The organism is Bacillus sp. JJ1562 (genome assembly GCF_036962705.1).
Classification (GTDB): domain Bacteria; phylum Bacillota; class Bacilli; order Bacillales; family Bacillaceae_L; genus Ferdinandcohnia.
In genome coordinates this window covers 19,272-35,129 of sequence record NZ_JBALOQ010000033.1, presented here as the reverse complement: position 1 = coordinate 35,129, position 15,858 = coordinate 19,272, and the positions used below count along the sequence as shown (strand labels likewise).

At 37.5% G+C, this 15,858-nt stretch carries 15 protein-coding genes; 11 read left to right on the top strand and 4 right to left on the bottom strand.

The window, feature by feature from the left end:
- Nucleotides 1–74 precede the first annotated feature (74 nt).
- From V7097_RS18440 to V7097_RS18410, 7 genes are all read left to right on the top strand, one after another.
- Entirely contained in the window at nt 75–1,070 is a 996-nt protein-coding gene (locus V7097_RS18440) for a Gfo/Idh/MocA family protein (protein ID WP_335705107.1), read from the top strand.
- A gap of 314 nt (nt 1,071–1,384) precedes the next feature.
- Nucleotides 1,385–1,882 (top strand): TRAP transporter small permease, encoded by a 498-nt coding sequence (locus V7097_RS18435; RefSeq protein WP_335705106.1) that lies wholly within the window; start codon nt 1,385–1,387, stop codon nt 1,880–1,882.
- Complete coding sequence (locus V7097_RS18430; protein WP_335705105.1) at nt 1,882–3,159, top strand: TRAP transporter large permease; 1,278 nt, start codon at nt 1,882–1,884, stop codon at nt 3,157–3,159. The genes V7097_RS18435 and V7097_RS18430 overlap by 1 nt, the downstream gene beginning before the upstream one ends.
- 84 nt (nt 3,160–3,243) lie before the next feature.
- On the top strand, nt 3,244–4,287 hold the full coding sequence (locus V7097_RS18425) for a TRAP transporter substrate-binding protein (protein ID WP_335705104.1): 1,044 nt from the start codon (nt 3,244–3,246) through the stop codon (nt 4,285–4,287).
- A 300-nt stretch (nt 4,288–4,587) separates the two neighbouring features.
- The gene (locus tag V7097_RS18420; protein WP_335705103.1) at nt 4,588–5,550 is read left to right on the top strand and encodes a Gfo/Idh/MocA family protein; all 963 of its coding nucleotides are present in this window, start codon (nt 4,588–4,590) and stop codon (nt 5,548–5,550) included.
- Nucleotides 5,551–5,582: 32 nt separating this feature from the next.
- Nucleotides 5,583–6,566, top strand: a complete 984-nt coding sequence (locus V7097_RS18415) for a zinc-dependent alcohol dehydrogenase (protein WP_335705102.1) — start codon at nt 5,583–5,585, stop codon at nt 6,564–6,566.
- Nucleotides 6,567–6,604: 38 nt separating this feature from the next.
- Nucleotides 6,605–7,780, top strand: a complete 1,176-nt coding sequence (locus V7097_RS18410) for a Gfo/Idh/MocA family protein (protein ID WP_335705101.1) — start codon at nt 6,605–6,607, stop codon at nt 7,778–7,780.
- A 103-nt stretch (nt 7,781–7,883) separates the two neighbouring features.
- On the opposite strand, the gene V7097_RS18405 is transcribed toward V7097_RS18410, so the two are convergent.
- The 3 genes from V7097_RS18405 to V7097_RS18395 form a co-directional block, all read right to left on the bottom strand.
- On the bottom strand, nt 7,884–8,612 hold the full coding sequence (locus tag V7097_RS18405) for a CAP domain-containing protein (RefSeq protein WP_335705100.1): 729 nt from the start codon (nt 8,610–8,612) through the stop codon (nt 7,884–7,886).
- 292 nt (nt 8,613–8,904) lie between these two features.
- On the bottom strand, nt 8,905–9,678 hold the full coding sequence (locus tag V7097_RS18400; protein ID WP_335705099.1) for an SGNH/GDSL hydrolase family protein: 774 nt from the start codon (nt 9,676–9,678) through the stop codon (nt 8,905–8,907).
- Nucleotides 9,679–9,872: 194 nt separating this feature from the next.
- Nucleotides 9,873–10,307 carry a CBS domain-containing protein gene (locus V7097_RS18395; protein WP_335705098.1) on the bottom strand — a complete coding sequence of 145 codons (435 nt, stop codon included), beginning with the start codon at nt 10,305–10,307 and terminating at the stop codon, nt 9,873–9,875.
- 182 nt (nt 10,308–10,489) lie between these two features.
- Between V7097_RS18395 and V7097_RS18390 the strand changes: the two genes are divergently transcribed.
- The 4 genes from V7097_RS18390 (at nt 10,490) to V7097_RS18375 (ending at nt 13,552) form a co-directional block, all read left to right on the top strand.
- Nucleotides 10,490–10,657, top strand: coding sequence for a hypothetical protein (locus tag V7097_RS18390; protein ID WP_335705097.1), 168 nt, complete (start codon nt 10,490–10,492; stop codon nt 10,655–10,657).
- An 18-nt stretch (nt 10,658–10,675) separates the two neighbouring features.
- On the top strand, nt 10,676–11,005 hold the full coding sequence (locus tag V7097_RS18385) for a hypothetical protein (protein WP_335705134.1): 330 nt from the start codon (nt 10,676–10,678) through the stop codon (nt 11,003–11,005).
- Between the two features lie 262 nt (nt 11,006–11,267).
- Nucleotides 11,268–12,686 carry a Na+/H+ antiporter NhaC gene (nhaC, locus tag V7097_RS18380; protein WP_335705096.1) on the top strand — a complete coding sequence of 473 codons (1,419 nt, stop codon included), beginning with the start codon at nt 11,268–11,270 and terminating at the stop codon, nt 12,684–12,686.
- Nucleotides 12,686–13,552 carry an MBL fold metallo-hydrolase gene (locus V7097_RS18375; RefSeq protein WP_335705095.1) on the top strand — a complete coding sequence of 289 codons (867 nt, stop codon included), beginning with the start codon at nt 12,686–12,688 and terminating at the stop codon, nt 13,550–13,552. The genes nhaC and V7097_RS18375 overlap by 1 nt, the downstream gene beginning before the upstream one ends.
- Before the next feature lie 87 nt (nt 13,553–13,639).
- On the opposite strand, the gene V7097_RS18370 is transcribed toward V7097_RS18375, so the two are convergent.
- Nucleotides 13,640–15,574 (bottom strand): endonuclease MutS2, encoded by a 1,935-nt coding sequence (locus V7097_RS18370; RefSeq protein WP_335705094.1) that lies wholly within the window; start codon nt 15,572–15,574, stop codon nt 13,640–13,642.
- Between the last annotated feature and the right edge of the window lie 284 nt (nt 15,575–15,858).

The following is a 15,858-nucleotide window of genomic DNA, read 5'->3' as shown; positions in this document are numbered from 1 at the left end:
CTATCCTCATTAAAAGGAGAAAATGATTTAAAGTGTTTCCTTTAAGGGGTAATATGATAAAAGGGGATGTAAAAATGAGTAAAATTCGTTGGGGTGTACTAGGTACTGCAAATATCGCACGAACACAGTTAATTCCAGCAATAATCCGAGCGAAAAATTCTGAAATCATTGCAATTTCAAGCCGTGGAAGTAAAGCTCATGAATTAGCGAAGGAATTCAATATTCCAAAAGCTTATGAAGACTATGATGAGCTCCTGAATGACAAGGAAGTTGATGCTGTATATATACCTCTTCCAAACCACTTACATAAAAGATGGGTGATCGAAGCTGCTAAACAAGGTAAACACGTCCTATGCGAAAAACCAGCAGCCTTAACATCAGACGAAGCTATTGAAATGATTCAAATTTGTCGAGAACAAAATGTGAAGTTCATGGAAGGATTTATGTATCAATTTCATCCACAGCACGAGCGGGTAAAAGAAATAATCGCTTCTGAGGAAATTGGAGAGGTAAAACTAATCAGAGCAAGCCATACTTATTATATGGAAAATCGTGATACGAACATTCGCATGGGAAAAGATATGGGTGGAGGTAGTTTATATGATGTGGGCTGTTATGCAATCCACGCCATCCGGAATATCTCACAATCCGAACCTATTGAAGTTCAAGCTCATGCAGTAATAGACTCTGCAACAGGAATTGACTTGTCCACATACGGATTTTTCAATCTAGCGAATGGAATAACTGCGATCTTTGATTGTAGTTTTGATATGACGCGTAGACAGGAATACGAAGTGATTGGTACAAAGGGTATGATAAAGGTTCCTTACGCTTTTCGTCCTGATTTTAATGGTCATGTGGGTCAAGTAATTGTACAAACTGCAGGATTAACACGTGAAGAAAAAATTCAAGGTGATATTTTTCGCCTAGAAGTAGAACATTTTTCAAATGCTATATTATACGATTCTGACCCAATTAATACTGGAGTCTCTACAACTCATAATATGCGAGTAATTGAGTCTTGCTATGAATCTATTCAAACGAGTGCACTTGTAAAAGTAGGAGTATAATAAAAAGAGATAAAATTATAAAAATTTACTGACAATTCCAAAGGTTTATGGTATTCTAATTTTAATAAGTTCCGCTATAAGGTTGATGAGTTCCATACCATGGAATCATTAACCCGAGACAAGAGTATTCTTATATTTTTGATCTTTTGAAGACAAATAGATTAGTTAATTTTTAAGTAATTAGAGTGAATGAACTTTCTTAGGAACTTTTTTAGATCGATCTAAAATGTAAGCGTTACCGAGCGGAACGCGCTTAAGAAGAAAAGTAATAAATGAAAAGCAAACAATACGTATTATGGTTAAGGGGTGATGAATTGAAAGTCTTTGTTCTAGTAATGGATAAGGTTAATCAATTGATTAAGTTTTTAATTGGATTTTTGCTAGCGGCGTCATTAGTTATATTAACTTGGCAAATTATTTCACGTGAGGTTTTTAACACTCCGCTTAGTTGGTCTTCCGAGCTATTAAGGTATTTTTTAGTTTGGATCACATTTGTCGGGGCTGGTCTAGCGATTAGATATGCAAAGTTGATCCGTCTTGAATTTTTATTTTCACTTATTAAATTTCCACCCAAAGTCGAAAGAGGAATAAGGGGTCTTGCAGCACTTATTACAATGGTGTTTTGTATCATTATCTTAATGTACAGTCTTCAAATACTTGAAATTGTTCATTTGCAAAAATCTGCTGCGATGCATTTACCTATGTCCATCTCTTACGTTGCAATACCATTAGGAAGTTTAATTATGCTCTTAAATACCGTGGTAGCTTGGGGTGAAGGAGTATGGGATATGGACGGAGGGGAACAAGTGTAATGGGTCCAATTTTATTATTTATCTCGTTTATATTGTTCTTATTATTAAGTGTTCCAGTAGCAATTTCTATTGGGTTATCGTCTGCTTTATTGGTATTTATGGACGGTACCCCACCAACCGTTATCATCCAAAGACTATTTACAACTATAGACTCTTTTACATTATTAGCTGTTCCCTTCTTTATCCTTGCCGGTGGATTGATGGAAAAAGGGGGTATATCAAAAAGAATAGTAGATTTTTCATATTCACTTGTTTCATCAATGACAGGCGGATTAGGAATGGTTTCAGTCTTGGCCTGTATGTTTTTTGCTTCAATCTCAGGCTCAGGTGTTGCAACCGTTGCTGCCATTGGGGCCATTATGATTCCTGCGATGGTAGCCAAAGGTTATGATAAAGGCTTTGCCTCGTCAACTGTTGCTGCATCAGGAGAGTTGGGAGTCATTATTCCACCGAGTATACCGCTCATATTATTTGGCGTTGCTACAGGAGTATCAATAAAGGATTTGTTTTTTGCAGGAATAATTCCTGGTATCATGATTGGATTTACTTTTATGCTTCTTGTTTACGTGGTTTCAAAAATAAACAAATACTCAGGTGAAAGAAGCTTTACATGGAAGGAAAAGTTCGTAACATTTAAGGATGCAATCTTGGCATTATTGATGCCATTTATTATATTAGGTGGTATCTACAGCGGCTATTTTACACCGACTGAATCTGCGGTCGTAGCCTGTGTATATGCTTTGATTATTGGATTATTTGTATACAAAGAACTGAAGTGGAAGGACCTTCCAAAGGTTTTTTATGATGCTGCTTTAACAAGTTCAGTAATCTTAGTAATTATTGCCACTGCTGGACTTTTCGGCTGGATTCTTACAAGTGACGGTGTACCGCAGGCAGTTGCTACTTGGTTTAGTGAGGTTTCAAATAACCCTATTATTTTCTTACTAATTATAAATTTACTGTTATTTATAGTGGGAATGTTCTTCGATTCTGGAGCGGCTATTCTAATACTTGCACCGATTTTAACTCCAGTGGCGATTACATATGGGATCGATCCAGTTCATTTTGGTATTGTGATGATCGTTAACTTAGCAATGGGAATGATTACACCACCATTCGGAGTTAATCTATTTATGGTAAGCCAAGTTGCAAATATTAAGGTAGAGCAATTATTAAAATACTCAGCACTGTTTATAGCTGTGATGATTGCTAATATTTTTATCCTAAGCTATATCCCAAGCATTTCAATGTGGATTCCTGAATTATTTGCGAAATAGGTATTGCTAAAGTTGAAAGAGATTTTGAAGGTTATAACCTAATAACCTTCAAAACTTTCAAATAAAACAAAGGGGTGTCAAAGTATGAAGAAGTTCATGTACGCGATTTGTTTTTTGCTTGTGTTGGCTTTAGCCGCATGTAGCACGGATTCATCAGCTCCCAATTCTGAGAAGCCTAGTGATGGGAAAAAAGAAGAAGCACCAGGAAAAGTTACAGTTATGAAAATTGGCTCTACGGATAAACCAGACGTTGCTATGGGCAAAGCAATGTTCAAATTTAAGGAAATCGTAGAGGCCGAAACGAATGGCTCCATCTCTGTAGAAGTTTTTCCAGACAGTCAACTAGGTGGAGAGCGTGACATCATTGAAGGTATTCAACTTGGTACGATTCATGGTGGACCTGTGGGAGCAGCAGTAACTGCTAACTTCTCGCCTCGTTTCAACCTTTGGTCATTACCATTTGTGTTCCCGGATAGAGAAACATCTCATGAAATACTTGATGGTCCTATCGGGCAAGAAGTTTTAGCTGATCTTGAGGATATTGGGATTATTGGTTTCAGTTTCTGGGAAAGTGGTATTCGAAATCTAACAAATAACACACATGAGATAAAGAAGCCATCGGAGCTTGATGGTTTAAAAATCAGAACATTGGAAAACCAAATCCAGTTAGATGTTTGGACAGAACTTGGTGCAGTTCCAACACCTATGGCATTCCCTGAATTATTTACATCCTTGCAACAAGGAATCGTAGATGGACAGGAAAACCCATTTAGTGTAATCGCCGAGGCTAATTTCAACGAGGTACAAAAATATATTACAGAAACCCAACATCTGATTGGTGTAAATCCATTTATGGTGAATAAGCAATGGTTTGAAGGCTTATCAGAAGATGAGCAGGCGGCAATTAAAAAAGCAGCTACCGAAGCGCGAGATTTCCAACGTGAGGAAAAAGCAAAAGAAGATGAAACATACAAGGAAGAACTCAAGAACAGAGGTATGGTCATTACTGAGTTAACTCCGGAAGAAAGACAGGTTTGGGCAGATAAAGTAACATCTGTGTATGATAAACATAAAAAAGAAATTGGTGAAGAATTAGTTGATAAACTGCTTGAAGCAGCTAAAAATTAACTTTATTCAGTAGAGATCTCCTACTTCTACAAGTGAAGGATAATTGCAAAGAGTGTCTAGATTGCGTGGCGGTTCAAACCCAGACTGAATAAAGTTAAAGCCTCCGGCGGATGCCACAATTTTTCAAAGGAAATTTTTCGAGCAAGCTCGAAAAAAATCGGGCGCAATACGCCAAGGCGCATTTATTATTTATTAACGGGTCCATATTTTACTTGGACCCGTTTTTATTAAAAAAGTATGGGCATTTATTCAGTCTTTCCGAATTTATGCTAGACAAAATCTTGAAAGGAGAGGGGAAACTTGGAAAAGGGTAGGGTTAGATGGGGAATCTTAGGATCTGCCTGGATAGCAAAGGAACGGTTGATACCGGCAATTAAGGAGGCAGCAAATTCTCAGTTACTTGCTATTGCAAGCAGAAGTGAGGAGAAAGCAAAAGAATTCGCACAAACATTTTCTATTCCACGTACATACCGAAGCTATGAGGAACTTCTGAAGGATCCAGATATTGATGCGGTCTACATTCCCCTTCCTAATCATTTACATAAGGAATGGACGATACGAGCAGCAGAAGCGGGCAAGCATGTCTTATGTGAAAAACCGGCTGCACTCACTGTCAAGGAAATAGAAGAGATGGTGTATGTCTGTCGTCAGAATAATGTTGTCTTTATGGAAGCTTTCGCATTCCGCTTTCATCCAGAGTGGCGTCGCTTGAGGGAATTAATTGATTCTGGACAAATTGGAGAAGTTCGAAACGTTCAAATTGGCTATTCGATCTCAGTAGATAATAAGGATGATATTCGGTTGAGCCCATTACTTGGCGGTGGTGTGCTTTATGATATAGGTTCCTATTGTGTAAATGGAATTAGATATATTATGGGTGATGAACCGTTAGAAGTGCAGGCTTTTGCAGATTTTGATGTTAATAAAGTCGATTTATCTGTTGTTTCTTCAATGAGATTTCCAGGGGGAAGACTCGCTCAATTTGCATGCACATTTCAAAGTGATTATAACCAGTCATTAGAGATTTCAGGGACGGAGGGAATCATTAAAATCAATTTCCCTTTTCGCCATCCACAAATAACGATTCAGAAGAACGGAAAAGAGGAGACAGTGGTTTTCCTAGATCCAGTCAACGCCTACGTTTCCCAAGTTGAACATTTTTCTAAGTGTATTTTTATGGGGAAATCTCTTTTATTTAGTCCGGAAGAGTCCATTGCTAATCTAATGGTCATTCAGTCGATTTATGATTGTATAAAACGGTAGTAACACAATACATGGTAATGGAGGGGAAATCAATGTTGGAATTATATGTGAAAAAACCATTTGAAATTGAATTAAGAGAAGTGGAATCATTAGAAACCCCGCAAGATGATGAAGTGAAAATTCGAGTAAGTTATGGTGGAATTTGTGGGTCTGATCTTAGTTTATTACAAGGGAAATTTGCACACGGAAAGTATCCAGTGAGGCCGGGACATGAATTAGTTGGAACGATAATTGAATGTGGTCCGCAATCCAAATATGAAGTGGGAACTCGAGTTGTTATTTTACCCAACACATACTGTGGAGAATGTGAGATGTGTCGGAACGGGCGGACGAATATTTGTCGTAATAAAAAATCATTAGGAATAAATATGGATGGTGGATTTTCTGAGGAATTTGTCATTTCAACAAAACTGATCCTATCGATCCCAGCTGATCTTCCTGACGAAAAAGCGGTTTTGATTGAGCCGTTTGCCGTGGTTGTCAGCGGTTTTAATAAAGTTTCTATCAAAAAGGGGTACGATGTTGCGATTGTTGGCAGTGGGAGTATAGGTATGTTAGCAGCTGCATTAGCTACCCATTTAGGTGCGAATGTGACAGCTATAGACATAAATCCAAAAAAGCTTGAGATGGTCAAAAATATTGGCGATATTCGAACCCTCTTTCCTCAGGAGATTACGGATAATGAAAAGTTTGATATTGTCATCGAAGCAGCAGGAGTAAAAGCATCAGTTGAACATGCTTTCCAAATATTAAAGCCAGGTGGATCTATGCTGGCGATTGGTCTTGCACCAGAAGTAACGATTCCTTTTACACAGCTTGTCAGAAACGATCAATCGATCCACGGAACCATTACTTACAACTTTCCAGAAGATTATTTAAAAACAATTGATTATTTAAGGGATCCTGATTTAAATGTGGATACGATTGTATCAAAGGTTGTTCCATTAGTTGAATATCAACATGCATATGATAGTGCATTATCGGGAGACTTTGGGAAGATTCTTTTGAAGTTTTAATTAACAAGGTCAGCCACTTGCAGAGAGGAGGATAAATAGTGAAAACAGTTACAGTGGCTTTAGTCGGTGCAGGTTATGCAGCACATTTACATGGAAGGGGTTATTCAAAAGTAAGCGGTGTGAATGTTAGGCTAAAAACAATCGTTGATTTAGATAGAAAAAGGGCTGAAGAAGTCGCGAAAACATATGGGTTTGAGAAGATTTCTACTGACTTTTTAGAAGTAATAAATGATGAAGAAATTGATGTCATTGATATTGTAACCCCGCCTCATCTACATTTAAAGTTTGCATTAGAAGCATTAAAAGCTGGTAAGCACGTCATTTGTGAAAAACCGTTAACGGGTTATTTCGGAGAAGAGGAAGACGAAAAGCCGATTGGACTTAAAGTCTCCAAGGAAAAAATGTATGAAACCATTATAAATGAGATCGAAGAAGCGAAAGAGATCATTGCTTCAAGCAAGAAATTGTTTATGTATGCAGAAAACTATATTTATTCACCTAATGTTTTAAAGGCCGCTGAAATCATCAGAAGTAAAAAGAGTAAATTATTGTTTATGAAAGGTGAAGAAAGTATTAGAGGTTCTAGTTCAGCATTGGCGGGGATGTGGGATAAGTCTGGTGGTGGTGCATTGATGCGACTAGGTTGTCACCCTGTTTCAGGTGTGCTCTGGCTAAAGCAAGTAGAGGCGGAAGCTAGGGAAGAAAAAATTTCAGTAGTAAGCGTAACGGCAGATACAGGTAATATCATTACATCATTGTCCGATTATGATAAACGCCATCTTACTAGTAAGCCGATCGATGTAGAGGATTTCGCAAATATCACCATTACTTTTTCAGATGGTACAAAAGCTGTAGTTATGTCAAGTGACCATGTGTTAGGTGGGACAAAGAATTATATTGAGATATATGCTAATGATGGAGTGTTAATGTGCAATATTACCCCAACCAATAATATGCAAACTTATTTTCCAGATCAGGAAGGTCTAGAGAATATCTACATTTCAGAGATGCTAGAGTTGAAAATGGGATGGAATAACGTGTTTATCGCTGAAGAAATCCTAAGAGGCTACACAAATGAACTGCAAGATTTTATGGAATGCATTGTCACGAACAGACAACCTCTATCTGGAATAGATATAGCAGAAGAAACCATCCGAGTTATTTATGCCGCCTATCAATCTGCAAGCGATGGTAAAAGAATACAATTGAAGTAGAGGAAAAAGAAAAAAGACGTTGCTAATAAAAATGGCACTCAACGAACCTTCGCTGAGTGCCAAATCTATTAAAATAGGAAAATATCAACCTTGGCTAAAGACCTTATTTACCAATAAACATCTGTGTCCAATAGTTACCTTCCACATGACCTATACCAATATGAGTAAAGTTTGAGTTTAATATATTCTTACGATGACCTTCGCTATTCATCCACCCATTTACAACCTCTTGTGGAGAACGTTGTCCCATCGCAATATTTTCACCAGCGGCACGATATTGAACGCCAAATTGTTTCATCATATCAAATGGCGATCCATAGGTAGGGCTTGTATGAGAAAAATACCCATTCGTCTTCATATCAGAAGATTTTGTTCTCGCAACCTCACTTAATTTTAGATCAATTTTTAGTGGCTGTAAGCCTTGTTTTGCACGTTCATTATTCGTTAATGTCACTACTTCTTGCTCAAACTGACTTAATGAATAAGTAGCCTGATTTGTCGTTTCATTTGTTTGTTCTACAGGTTGCTGTTGTACTGGCTGCTGAACAACAGGGCTTTCCTGAACAGGTTCCTCAGCCTTTGGTTCTGTTGGTTCCTTAGTTGGTTGTGTAGGTACCTCTATTTTTGGTTGAGTTTGACCGTACCCGGAATAGTATTTTTTAAGTAAGTTTTGAATGAGGTCATTCCAATTCGTAGAGTTATTGACAGATACGACATAACGACCTTCATATACATTTTTATTGGAGCTATCTAATTGTTCCGCAGAACTAGCTAATGGTCCGGTAACCAATAATGCACCTGCTACTGCTAAAGATAGTACTGTTTTCTTCATATTTAGTCCTCCTTGTTGTGTACCAAGATACAACAACATCATAGCATGTGATTTTTGTAATATTGGAGGAAGACTTTTCCTTCTAGTACTTTCTTGCTATTTTAATGTTTTAAGATAGTTGAATATTAATAGATTTAACTGAATTAAATTTTTGTTTCTTTTTGTCAATATAGGAAAAAAATGCTTGGATATTCCTATTGACGGCATTGAGAAAAATGATTTTTTATGACGTATATTACTACTTAATGACGAATGTAACGTGGACAAGGGACAGGTACTGTCCCTCTGTCCCTTAAAATATGTCTTTCATTAGTTTTTCTGCTATTAATCGATATTGTTCTGCTTTAAAATGAATCCCGTCACTTAGATTCCCTTTAATGGGAATTTCCCCACCATTTATATACGGGATCTTTTCTTCTTGTGCTAAGGATTTAATTGCATTTGTATAGTTTAGCTGATTTTTATTTCCATTATTCTTGTTATTGGTAATGGTTGTTGCAGAGATGATGACAGCTTCGATTCCATTTTCCTTTAGCTTTTGTAGGATTTGTCGATTGTTTTCTTTATACCGCTCAACAGCTATGGGAAGCGCATTTGGGCTATATTTCTTATGACCTCTAGCATCATTTATACCAAACATAGTGATGACTAAGTCTGGATTATAGCTAAGAACTTCCTCTTCGACATTTTCTAGAGCCTGAATAGAAGTCCAGCCAGGATGACCTTTATTGATAACTTTTATCTTATTATTGCCGTACTTTTTCCTAAGCTCTTTTTCGAGGACTTTTGGATAAGGATTTTTAACCTGATATACTTTTCCTTTTGTAGAATCCCGTTCATATCCCCATGTAATGGAATCTCCATAGGCCACAATTGTAACAGGTTGATTAAGATGGACCTTTTGAATTACTGAATACTCGTGATCAGATATTGATTCAAGCTTAGCCGCTTGACTTTTCTGTTGAAAGATTAACGGTCCAACTTTTCCATAAACCCCAAATAACATCAATACACATATGAGCATTGATAATAAATAATAAATGTAAACCTTTGGGGAATTCCTCATATAAATCTCCTTCTCTTTTTGGACGCGCTGACCAGATTCCGCATCCCACCAGTATATACAAAAAGGCTATGGATATATTGTGAAGATAAAACCTGAGACCATGAACACTGTCCCTCTATCCCTATTAAACAATATTAGCACAGACCATGGCCAGATCTGTGCTAAGTTTTTATGACGTTAAATAGTATTTCTTATTATTGCTGGGGAGCGGAAGGGGTGGAAATGTTTTGTAATGCTTGTTCCGCCTCGTTTGCATATTGATTTTCCACTGCTAGATCACCTAAAGCAACCATTCCGGTAATTTGTCCATTTTCAACTACTGGCAATCGGCGAATTTGCTGCTGTGCCATTATGTTTGCTGCTTCATGAACATCCATGTCAGGTGTACCTTGTACGATTTGTTGTGCAGTCATTACTTGAGATACTGGTGTTTGTGTACTTTCTCCTTGTGCGGTCGTACGAAGGGTAATATCACGATCCGTGACAATTCCAACCATTTGTCCGCTGTTATTTACTACTGGAATAGCTCCAATATTGTGTTGGCTCATTAATGCCGCAGCTTCTTGGACAGACTGTGTTTCGTTAACTGTAACAACATTTGAAGTCATGATATCTCTTAATTGTGCCATAAAAATCTACCTCCACAAATAATTTTTCCCTTTAATAGGATGGGGAATATTGATGAAATTATTTATAGAATTTTTTTCCATTTAGCAAGGGGGTAGTATCTAGATTAATTGTGTTGACACTATGTAAATGATATAATTGAAAAAAATTTGTGTTGATTACGGAAAAGAGAGGAGGAGAATCTATGAAATTAAAGCTACTCATACTTTTATTAATTACTGCAGTTATACTTACAGGTTGCGGATCTAATGAAATGAGTAAATCTATGACTCTATTGGATCAAAATAAACAAGAAGTTACATTCCCACAAGAGAAACCAGTACTTTTTTTCTTCATCACTACATACACCTGAGGACTTTGCCAAAAGCAACTGGTTCAGTTGCATCAGAATATAGATGTCTTAAATGACTTAGACGTTAATGCATATATTATTAGTGGTGACACTCCAGAACAACAGTTAGAGTTATATACCGCGTTAGAGGAACTTTATGGTGAAAGTCTTCCTTTCATATCGGACCCTGAGTTAGAACTTGTTGAAATGTTTGATATGAAAAATGGAGATGTGGCTTATAGAGGGTATGGAATGTTAGATACAACTGGTAAGGTTGTATTCAACAAAGTTAACGACAACTGGGGAGACCAACTGTCAGAAACAATGGAAGTAATTAATAAAGAGTACAAAAAACTCACTGAAAAATAGAATTAAGCACCGATACCGTAGAGGAAATCTACGGTATTTATTAATTACAGAACGAATTCCTCCACTCGGAATTCGTTCTTTTTATGGTTTCATAAACCATAACAGATCGAGGGCATTTGACTAATTAGGGGAAATATATTATTATGGCAAAATAATATACTTAAAAGCATAAAAGCTTTAAAGTGATAAAGTAAAATTTTAGAAATCTCTAATTCTATTAGAAGAAAAAAGTCATTTGACTGATATATGGTGGGGGAATAAGGTGAAGACAAATCTTACAATTTGGAAAGCAATCATTCCATTACTAGGTTTAATAATTGCTGCAGCATGTTCCATTTTTATTTGGAAAGCAGGTATGAACTTTCCATTAATAATTGGAGTGATTTTAGCAGCCGTAGTCGCAATTAGCTGCGGATGGAGTTGGAATGATATTCAACAAATGATGGTAAATGGAGTAACAAGAGCTTTACCAGCTGTGTTTATTTTATTGGTAATCGGGACGATTATTGGGTCTTGGATAGCGAGTGGTGTTATTCCGACAATGATATATTATGGCATTTCGATTATAGATCCAGCCTGGTTCGTACCAATCGTCGCGCTTGTAACAGGAATTGTTTCTATTACTCTAGGAACATCCTTTACCTCAATTGCCACTGTAGGACTAGCATTCATGGCAATTGGTGAGGGTTTAGGATTTTCACCAGCTTTAGTTGCTGGGGCTGTCATATCTGGTGCATATTTAGGGGATAAGCTATCTCCATTATCAGATACGACCAATATTGCGGCTGCCTTGGTAGATACGGATTTATTTAGTCACATTAAACACATGCTTTGGGATACGATTCCAGCATTTTTGCTATCCCTACTATTATTTTGGGTGTTTGGTAGTTTTGAGGTGTCTAGCACAAGTATTAGCTCTGGAACCATTGAAACTATTATGTCAGGTTTAGATGACGCTTTTGTCATTAACCCTTTATTGTTATTGCTACCGATTTTTACAATCTTTTTAATGATTAAGCGTACTCCTGCGTTGCCGGCATTAATGGGTGTTGGATTATTAGGTGGGGTTTTAGCTGTTTTGGTTCAAGGAACCTCGGTAAGTTCAATTGTTCAATTTATGACCAATGGATTTATGATTGAAACCGGGCTAGGTGAACTTGATTCATTATTAAATCGCGGTGGACTTACTTCAATGCTTGGAACTGTTGGAATGCTTATGATTGCTACTGCCCTCGGTGGTATTTTAGAAGAAACGGGAACATTTGAAGTATTAACAGGTAAGATGATGAAGAAAGTAAAAACCACGGGAGCACTTATCGGTTCTACTCTTTTATCAACATTTGTTGTTGGGTTAGCAAGTGGTGCTCAGTTTTTGGCAATCATTCTACCCGCAAGAACCTTCGTTCAAAAATATAAAGATATGAATATAGATACGAAAAATCTTTCAAGAACAGTTGAATCGATGGGGACTGTCGGAATAAATCTTGTACCTTGGAGTGTACCTGCTGTGTTTGCAACGAGCATTTTAGGGGTCAGTGCATGGGAGTTTATCCCATATGCGTTCTTTATTTATCTTGTTCCGTTAGTAAATCTGCTATTTGGCTACACTGGGTGGACAATTGCTAGGAAGGATTACAGCCAAGAAAAAGAACAGGTACATGTAGAAAGGGACGTTGTATAGTGAGTGAAGTTATATTAAATGTGGTAGGAACTGCACAAGATGGAGGATTGCCACAAGCGAATTGTTTTTGTGAAAACTGTAAAAGGGCAATGGAAGATCCGAGGTTTAAAAGAACCGCCGCATCATTGGCAATTATTTTACCAGAAGAGAATAAATGGCATTTAATTGACGCTACTCCTGATATGCGAGAACAAATGGCACGATTGCAAATGAGATATGGAATGGAATCAAAGCTGATGAGTAGTATTTTTCTATCGCATGCACATATCGGCCATTATCCTGGATTGATGTTTTTAGGGAAAGAAGCGATTAATTCTCGTCAATTACCCGTGATGGCCGGGACAAAAATGAAAAAGGTACTGGAAAGTGATGCGCCATGGAGCCAGTTAATTGCACTTGAAAACATCGTTGTCCAAGAAATCTATAATCAACAACCTGTGAACATTTCTTCGGATGTAACAGTTACTCCGGTTATTGTTCCACATCGAAATGAGTTTTCTGAGACTTTTGCTTTTTGGATTAAAGGTCCGAATAAAAAGGTGTTATTCATTCCAGATATTGATCGTTGGGATGAATGGGATATTGATATTCGTGATGCAGCGAAGGAAGCGGATATTTGTTTACTAGATGGCACTTTTTATTCCTCGCAGGAACTAACAAATATCGGGCGTGATTTTCGGGAAGTTCCTCATCCGCTCATAACAGAGACGATAGATTTGCTCAAAGATGTAGTAGGAGAAACAAAGATTTATTTTACACATTTAAATCATTCAAATCCCGTATTACAAAAAGACGGAGCATTAAGGAAAGAAATCGAGGCAAAAGGTTTTTATATTGCTGATGAAGAGCTTGAATTTAAAATATGATAAACAAAAGATGTTCAAGAAGAGGGATTTTCTTTTTGAACATCTTTTTCTGTAAGAAATAGTGGGAAGCGGGACCTGTCCCGGACCCTACTCCTCTAACCATTTTCCTTCGACGTATTTTCGGTTCATGTCTTTTTTTACTTTTCGATATTCTTTACTTTTGAATATGATGTCAAAATCATAATCGGGTGGGTATAGCTCCTCAGCCGGAATTTTTAACTCCACTCTTTTATAATTAATCGTTCTTTTTTCTCCTTTAATTTGCACAATGTAGTCACCATAATCGTTTGGCCCTTTGTACACAATTCCAGTTTCACCTGTTGCGACGAGGAGGACGTTATCTCCTTGGTTGTAAATCGTTATCTTAGATACAGACTGTTCTTGTTTTCTTTTTCCTACATTACTTCGAGCATATTTATTCACAATGACCTGTTTTTGATAGGAAGGTGATTGTAACTTTTCCTGTGCAATGTTTTGATGAAAATCCTTATGCTCTTGGTACGCCTTTTTATGTGCACGTTCGAGTAGGGAAGGATGCATCCCTAGTTTTGCTGCTATATCGAACGCTTGGCTTTGTCCGCTCTTTCCAAGTAAAAGTCTGTAAGTTGGTTGTAATGTATGGATATCAAACTCCATGGAGCCATTTAAAAAACCTTCCGTTTCATCAGCAAACTTCTTCATTTCACTATAATGGGTAGTTGCAAATAAAGTAGCGCCTTTTTCATATAACTGCTCCAATATGACGATGGCGAGGGACATACCTTCCCTTGGGTCAGTACCAGAACCAAGTTCATCAATTAATACGAGTGACGCATCGTTTGTCGCTCGTAAAATTTCAATAATATTGATCATCCGTGAGCTAAATGTGCTTAAGTTTTGCTCGATGCTTTGGCCATCTCCAATATCGACAAAGATATGTTGGAAGATGGCAAGTTCACTACCCTTTTTAGCGGGAATAGGGAGACCGGATTGTGCCATCAATGTTAAGAGCCCGACCGTTTTTAATGTAACTGTTTTTCCACCAGTGTTTGGGCCCGTAATCACGAGAGCGCGTTCCTTTTCTCCAATCGGAATCGTGAGCGGAATTGCTTTGTTTCCAAGCATCGGATGACGTGCTTCCTTTAGATCAATCCGGAACTCTTCATTGATTGTTGGTATTTCTGCTTGAATCATTTGACTGTACTTAGCTTTAGCGAAGAGAACATCGTAATGATGCATAGTTTCAACAGCAATCTGGATAACCTGTTCATAGGAAAGAAACAGCTGGGTGAGTTCATATAATATCCGCTCTACCTCTGTTTCCTCAGCGATTTTAATGAGCTCAATATCCTCCTGGAGCGTGCTTAATTCAACAGGCTCGATAAAGAGGGTGGAGCCAGAAGCCGAAGTATCTAAGACTGAGCCTTGAATCTTTTTCCGATATTCCTTTTTCACTGCAAGAGCATAACGTCCAGACCGTTCAAAGACGTTCGTTTCTTGCAAGTACGGAGAAATTCTTCCGCTTTTCACTAATGACTGTGCTTTCTCCTTTAATTTTTCTTGTAGAGTGGCAAGGTGTCTTCGCAAATAGTTAAGGTCACTCGATGCATAATCATCCACTCGACCATTCCGTAAACAACGGCTAATTTCTGCTTCCAGCTCTGATACATCCCCGATTGATGAGGCGTACATGCTTACCATCGGACCTACGTATTCCTTATCTTTCATAAATTGCTTTAGCTTTTGACAGTGATCTAGGAACGAGACAATTTGACTAAATTGATCTACTTTTAGAGCCATTCCTTTTTTTGCATGTGTGATGTATTGTCCGATTTGATCCAAAGAGTGGATTGGTATACTTCCACTTATTTTAATGATGTTCATTGCTTCTGAAATTTCATGTAAAGAATGCTCGATTTTCTTTTTGTTTTGTGTCGGACTTAACGAGAGAAGTGTTTCTTTTCCCCTGTTTGTTCTTGCGTATTGTGAGATATCATTTAAAATTTGATAATAACCAAGTGCTTCCATTGTTTGAGTATTCAATGGTAATTCCTCCTTTTTTATGTGTGAAAAATACTTTCATGAGGACTTGTTCACGAGGCCATATACAAAAAGCCGTCATGAACAAAGCGCTCATGACGGCAGAAGATAGACCTTGGGCTTGAAATGTCTAAGATGGTTTTAAACACAAAAAAACCATGACAAACATGCCATAGCAGGATCTATTTTTCATAGCTATGATGCGTGTTCTTAACTTTCTAAAAGAAGCCATAGTAAAATAAACATAGCAATTGCTACGTTTTTGCTTCTTCCAGCTATCCAATTAT

Bases quoted from the DNA above. Each gene is read 5' to 3' on its own strand.
- V7097_RS18440 (WP_335705107.1), top strand. From the start codon at position 75: ATGAGTAAAATTCGTTGGGGTGTACTAGGTACTGCAAATATCGCACGA.
- V7097_RS18430 (WP_335705105.1), top strand. From the start codon at position 1,882: ATGGGTCCAATTTTATTATTTATCTCGTTTATATTGTTCTTATTATTA.
- V7097_RS18425 (WP_335705104.1), top strand. From the start codon at position 3,244: ATGAAGAAGTTCATGTACGCGATTTGTTTTTTGCTTGTGTTGGCTTTA.
- V7097_RS18415 (WP_335705102.1), top strand. From the start codon at position 5,583: ATGTTGGAATTATATGTGAAAAAACCATTTGAAATTGAATTAAGAGAA.
- V7097_RS18405 (WP_335705100.1), bottom strand. From the start codon at position 8,612: ATGAAGAAAACAGTACTATCTTTAGCAGTAGCAGGTGCATTATTGGTT.
- V7097_RS18400 (WP_335705099.1), bottom strand. From the start codon at position 9,678: ATGAGGAATTCCCCAAAGGTTTACATTTATTATTTATTATCAATGCTC.
- V7097_RS18395 (WP_335705098.1), bottom strand. From the start codon at position 10,307: ATGGCACAATTAAGAGATATCATGACTTCAAATGTTGTTACAGTTAAC.
- V7097_RS18390 (WP_335705097.1), top strand. From the start codon at position 10,490: ATGAAATTAAAGCTACTCATACTTTTATTAATTACTGCAGTTATACTT.